The following is a 5,144-nucleotide window of genomic DNA, read 5'->3' on the forward strand; positions in this document are numbered from 1 at the left end:
GTGCAGGTGCTGCAGAACGGCGTGCTCACCGACGAGATCAGCCCGAACTCGCCACGTCCGTCGAGGAAGCGCCAGCGTTGGGCGACCTCGCCCGGGCGCGCCGCCGCCACGGGTTCGACCGGGTGCATTGCGGCGATCTGGTCCAGCACCTCGGCCGAGGTGACGACCTCCGACCGGTCCCAGCCATTGGAGTTGCCCACGTCCATGTACTCGATGCACCGCAGGACATGGCCGCCGTCGCGGGCGAACTCGACCAGGTCGAGCAGACCGGCCTCGTTCATCCCTCGGCGCAGCACGGTGTTGAGCTTGATCGGCGCCAACCCGGCGTCGGCGGCCGCGGCGATCCCGTCGAGCACCTTCGACAGAGGGACTTTCGTGTCGCCCATGGCCGCGAACACGGTCGGGTCGAGGCTGTCCAGGCTGACCGTCACGCGGTGCAGCCCCGCGTGACGCAGGCTCCGCGCGTGGCCGGCGAGCAGCGAGCCGTTGGTGGTCAGCGCGACGTCGGTGATGCCCGGTGTCGACGCGACGAGGGACACGAGGACTTCGAGGTCGCGGCGCAGCAGCGGCTCACCGCCGGTGAGCCGGACCTTGCTGATGCCGAGGTCGGCGAAGACCCGTACCAGCCGGCCGAGCTCTTCGTAGGACAGCAGCTCGCTGCGCGGCAGGAACGCGTGGTCGGGACCGAAGACGTCGCGCGGCATACAGTAGCCGCAGCGGAAGTTGCAGCGGTCGGTGACCGATATCCGCAGGTCGCGCAGTGGTCGGGCGCGGCGGTCGCGGACCGCCGGCCTGGCCGCGTCCCCTCCTGCTTCCCTCGATGTTCGCGCCATGCCGCCAGCGTAGGCCCGGATCCACCACCCGCCGTCAGGTGTGAGTCCACGGACTGAGTGGATCTTGCTGTACGGACGGCGGGTTCAACCAGCCGGGTCAGCCACGGCCGCAACAGCAGCACCCGGCCGGCCGGCTCGGTCATCCGCAGCCGTCGGCCGACGCCTCGGACGGCAGTACCAGCACGTCATTCGACGCTGACGGCAGATCGTGCTCGGCCAGGAGCTCACCCTCCGGGGCTGCGGATCACCTGGGCATGCGCCTCGCGCGTCCGCTCCGCGACGTACGACGTGCCGTCGGCGCAGCCGAGGGGCCGTCGAGGGGCCGTCGAGGGGCCGTCGACGGGCCGACGACGGGCGGGTCTCCCCTGGCTGCAGGTCACGCCCGCCTGCCAGACTGGCCCGGTGAGCGGCCAGGAGAGCCCAGCGATCTGCTCGGCAAAGGGGTGCCCGGCCGCCGCGACCTGGGCGGTTGTGTGGAACAACCCCAGGTTGCACACTCCCGACCGCGAGAAGGTCTGGGTGGCCTGCGGTGAGCACAAGCAGCCGCTCGCCGACTACCTCGCCGTCCGTTCGTTCCTCAAGCGGGTCGAGCCTCTGGAGGCGATCTAGTCGAGGTAGTGACGGAGTAGCTCCATGTGCGACGGATAGCTCAGTTTGCTCATCGTCCTGGACTCTCGATCTGCCGGATCCGCTCCCGGGCCACCCCGCAGATCTGGCCGATCTGCTCCAGGCTGCGCGGCCGGCCGTCGGTGAGCCCGAAACGCAGCCGGATCACGCCGGCTTCGCGCTCGGACAGCGTCGCCAGCACCGACTGCAGCTGATCGCGCAGCAGGGTGAAGCTGAGCGGGTCCACGGCCGCCACAGCCTCGGCATCCTCGACGACGTCCCCGAGCCGCATATCGCCCTCGTCCCCGACGCTCTGGTCCAGCGAGAGCGGCTGGCAAGCGCAGCGTTGCAACGTCCGCACCTTCTCCGGGGTGATGTCCAGCTGGGCGGCGAGCTCCTGCGGGGTGGGCTCGCGGCCCAGGTGTTGGTACAGCTCGCGATGGAGGCGGCGAAGCTTGTTGATGGCCTCGACGATGTGCACTGGGAGACGGATGGTGCGGGCCTGGTCTGCCATTGCACGGGTAATAGCTTGGCCGATCCACCAGGTGGCGTAGGTGGAGAGCTGGCAACCCCGGGTGCAGTCAAACTTCTCCACCGCCCGGATCAGGCCCAGGTTGCCTTCCTGGATCAGCACGGCGTCGACGCCGACCGGGCCACCCGCCGGCTCCGCGCGCTCGGGGTCCGGGTTGAGCCGCTCACCGCCGCCGACGCGGTCACCGCCGACACCGCTTGGGCCCAGCTCCCCGTCGCCGATCTCGCCCTGACCGTCCGGCTCAGCCGCTGACCATGGCCGCGCTGCCTACGAGTGCCCCAGACACCGACCGTAGTAGCCGGCTCGCCTGCGTCGAAGCGGGACCACCGAGCGCACTCTGTGACAGCTTGACCGTTCCAGTTGCATCTGCTGCGACGACTCGCACCTTTGTGCCAGGCCAACATCTGACCTGGGATGGTCTACCCCACACCAGCAGTCACGGTCCGGGCGCCCTTCCCAATCGCGGACGATCCGGCCGAACTACCGCCCGCCGGATCCGAAGCCCGGCACCTTGCGGATCGAGCCCGTGAACTTGCTTAGCCGGTCATTGATCAGCCCTATTGTCGGTCTTCGTCGGGGACGGGCTGAGCGCTGCGAGCGACTCGGGCACCCGTGGAGCCCTGACCTCACGACCGACGGTCCGTCCGCGGGATGGTGGTCATCTCTGCCGGGAGCACCCGCCAGGGTGGGACCGTGGGCAGACTGCCCGCGGCACGATTCGGCATCACGGAGGACACATGGCTGAGGGCGTTGTGAAGTGGTTCAACGGCGAGAAAGGGTTCGGGTTCATCGCTCCCGACGACGGCAGCAAGGACGTGTTCGTGCAGTACTCGGCCATCGCGGGCAGCGGCTTCAAAACCCTCGAGGAAGGCCAGCGGGTGTCCTTCGATACCAGCCAAGGCCAGAAGGGCCCCCAAGCCGACAACGTCACCCCCATCTGACCCGGTTACCCCCGAGGCGGTACGCCTACGACAGGAGCAGACGCCTCGCCTCGTCGGCGCTGGCGACAGGCCTCCCATCGGGCGCAAGCCGCAGTGATGCCCTGCAGATCCCGCTCATGTCGGTAGCCGGATGGGACCGCGGGGGTCTGCAGTCGCAGGCGCGATGCTCATGACCGACTTCTTCGCGCGGCGCGGCTCTCCGCGCGGACACGTGCTGCGGTGCCGTGGGGGTAGCCGGCCTTGCAGGCCCGATGCTCGGTGGCCTCGTAGAGGAACACGAAGGAGTACGCGAGCCCGACCAGCGACCCGCTCGCCACGGCCATCACCCGGACCCACATCGGGCCCGGGATCAACACCAGCAACACGACCGCGACCGGCACCAGCTGCGCAAGCAATCGCAGCAGGTGACGCAGCGGCCAGGTGCGACAGGTGACGTCGTAGCGCACCCACTCCCGATACGCCGACGGCAGCGCACCGCCGGCGGCGTACCACAACCAGCGCAGAGGGCCCGGCCGCCGTGGCGACCCGTCCGTGATGCCATGTGAGTCTGGACTGTGCGTACTAGGTGCCGACCTCATGTCGGTGCTCCGGTCCCCGGGACGATTCGACCGCTCGGGCGTGGACTTTCGTCGAGAACAACGCGAGCCTTGACCGCCCACGTGCACGATGGTCCCGACCACCCCAGATTACGCCCCCAACGGGGTCGCCGGACATCTCGTCGAGGCGCCCGCGCCCGGCAACAGACCCCGCACCCCGCCCGCTCAGCATCCCTCACCTCAACGGCTGGCCGAGACCGGGCAGGTGATCTTCTCCTGGGCTGCGTGGTGGGCCGGCAGGCGCGGCGGGAGGTCCCGAGGTGCTGGCCGCGCGCCGCCGGTTCCAACAGGGTCAGGACAACGCCGACTACGTCGAATTCACCCGCGCGATGCAACGCATCGCCCCCGGCGGTGAGAATGGATGCGCTTCCTGCACGGGCGGGCCTCCGCTGGCCCTGAGGGGGTGCCCGCGTCGCAGCAGCGCTCCAGCTCACTCGGCGTGCGGCAGGCGCAGCTGCCCGGGAGATGCTTCGTCGGAGCGGGAGTTTCGTCGCCCGGGCCGACGTCCATAGAGTTGTCCACAGATCTCTGAAAAGGCCCTCCCCGACCCCGATCCCGAGGCGCGGGCGCCGGCGCGGCCTGTTGCCAGTCAGGTCCTCGCGTTGTCCTCGGGGTCGGTGTCGGGCAGCTCGACCATCGGGTCGATGGTCAGATCACCCGGACGGACGCGGTAGACCTGCAAGGTGCGGTCGTAGTACTTGTCGGTCTCCCCGACCCAGGACATGCCCAACCGGCGCGCGACCGCGATCGCGCTCGTGTTGTCGGGCCGAACCACCGCGAACAGCTCTTCGGCGCCGTGGGTGAATGCCCACTCGATCAGAGCGGCGGCGGACTCAGTGGCAAAGCCCTGCCCCCACGCATCCGGACGAAGCTGAAAGCTGATCTCCAAGTCCTGTCGGGAAGGCGGCAGCAGCCGGATCGCCAACCCGCCCACCACGACCCCGTCGGCGCGACGCTCGATCGCCCACCGCCCCAGCGGCGGGAGAAGATTGACCTGCGCTTCGGCCCAGGCGCCCAGCACCGCCTGCATCGCGGCCGTGTCCCCGATCCGGTCCGTGGCCGGGGTCAGCCACCCCGTCACATCCGCGACCCCGTAGGTCGCCAACGCATCCACGGTGTCCAACAGCGTCCACGCCCGCACCCGCAGACGATCAGTCACCAGCGGAAACACCATCGAGCCACGCTATGACTGATGAGCGCCTCGGTCCACCCATGTCGGCGCCGGGGGTGTCGGCACCGGGGCTGGTCCGCTAACCCAACGGCCGCGGATGCGCGCCGACGCGTCCGCGCGAGTGCAACACGAAGCGCTTCCCCGGCTCCGCGCTACGGCCTGGAGCTGGAACCGGCCCGGTACAACAAATGGATCGTGCGCGAGCTGCAGCGCGGTGCCTGAGCGGGGGACCGACGGGGTCAGTCGACGCCGGGCGGTGTGCTGTGACTAGGGCTGATCGGCTCCGCGCTCGCGCTGCTCGGCGGTCGACGGCGAGGAGGCGGGGGCGTCGGTGACCGGCGCGGCGGGCTGTTGCCCCTTGGCGGCGGCGGCGAGCATCTGCTTGGCGAAGACGCGCTGCTGGGCGATCAGGTTCTCGGCGAAGTCGAACACCGCGTCGAGGACCTCCTCCGGGTTGCCCCCGGC

Annotated in this window: 5 protein-coding genes and 1 pseudogene; 1 reads left to right on the forward strand and 5 read right to left on the reverse strand. The window is 69.8% G+C overall.

Going from position 1 to position 5,144, the window contains the following annotated elements:
* Both moaA and JWP64_RS16215 read right to left on the reverse strand, forming a co-directional pair.
* The coding region (gene moaA / locus JWP64_RS16210; RefSeq protein WP_297497456.1) for a GTP 3',8-cyclase MoaA at window positions 1–833 on the reverse strand (833 nt) is incomplete at its 3' end.
* A gap of 605 nt (window positions 834–1,438) precedes the next feature.
* A pseudogene (locus JWP64_RS16215) lies at window positions 1,439–2,082 on the reverse strand (sigma-70 family RNA polymerase sigma factor); the annotation flags it as partial.
* A 626-nt stretch (window positions 2,083–2,708) separates the two neighbouring features.
* Between JWP64_RS16215 and JWP64_RS16220 the strand changes: the two are divergent.
* Window positions 2,709–2,912 (forward strand): cold-shock protein, encoded by a 204-nt coding sequence (locus tag JWP64_RS16220; RefSeq protein WP_297497459.1) that lies wholly within the window; start codon window positions 2,709–2,711, stop codon window positions 2,910–2,912.
* 167 nt (window positions 2,913–3,079) lie between these two features.
* Here JWP64_RS16220 and JWP64_RS16225 read toward each other — a convergent pair whose 3' ends face one another.
* The 3 genes from JWP64_RS16225 to JWP64_RS16235 form a co-directional block, all read right to left on the reverse strand.
* The gene (locus JWP64_RS16225; RefSeq protein ID WP_297497463.1) at window positions 3,080–3,490 is read right to left on the reverse strand and encodes a DUF5313 family protein; all 411 of its coding nucleotides are present in this window, start codon (window positions 3,488–3,490) and stop codon (window positions 3,080–3,082) included.
* Window positions 3,491–4,097: 607 nt separating this feature from the next.
* Window positions 4,098–4,682 carry a GNAT family N-acetyltransferase gene (locus tag JWP64_RS16230; protein ID WP_297497466.1) on the reverse strand — a complete coding sequence of 195 codons (585 nt, stop codon included), beginning with the start codon at window positions 4,680–4,682 and terminating at the stop codon, window positions 4,098–4,100.
* A 264-nt stretch (window positions 4,683–4,946) separates the two neighbouring features.
* A partial coding sequence (locus tag JWP64_RS16235) for a hypothetical protein (RefSeq protein WP_297497468.1) occupies window positions 4,947–5,144 on the reverse strand: 198 nt, incomplete at its 5' end.

The organism is Pseudonocardia sp. (genome assembly GCF_025465255.1).
Lineage (GTDB): Bacteria > Actinomycetota > Actinomycetes > Mycobacteriales > Pseudonocardiaceae > Pseudonocardia.

What these genes read in the sequence shown, in the direction of transcription:
- JWP64_RS16220 (WP_297497459.1), top strand. Translation starts at nt 2,709, where the DNA reads ATGGCTGAGGGCGTTGTGAAGTGGTTCAACGGCGAGAAAGGGTTCGGG.
- JWP64_RS16225 (WP_297497463.1), bottom strand. Translation starts at nt 3,490, where the DNA reads ATGAGGTCGGCACCTAGTACGCACAGTCCAGACTCACATGGCATCACG.
- JWP64_RS16230 (WP_297497466.1), bottom strand. Translation starts at nt 4,682, where the DNA reads ATGGTGTTTCCGCTGGTGACTGATCGTCTGCGGGTGCGGGCGTGGACG.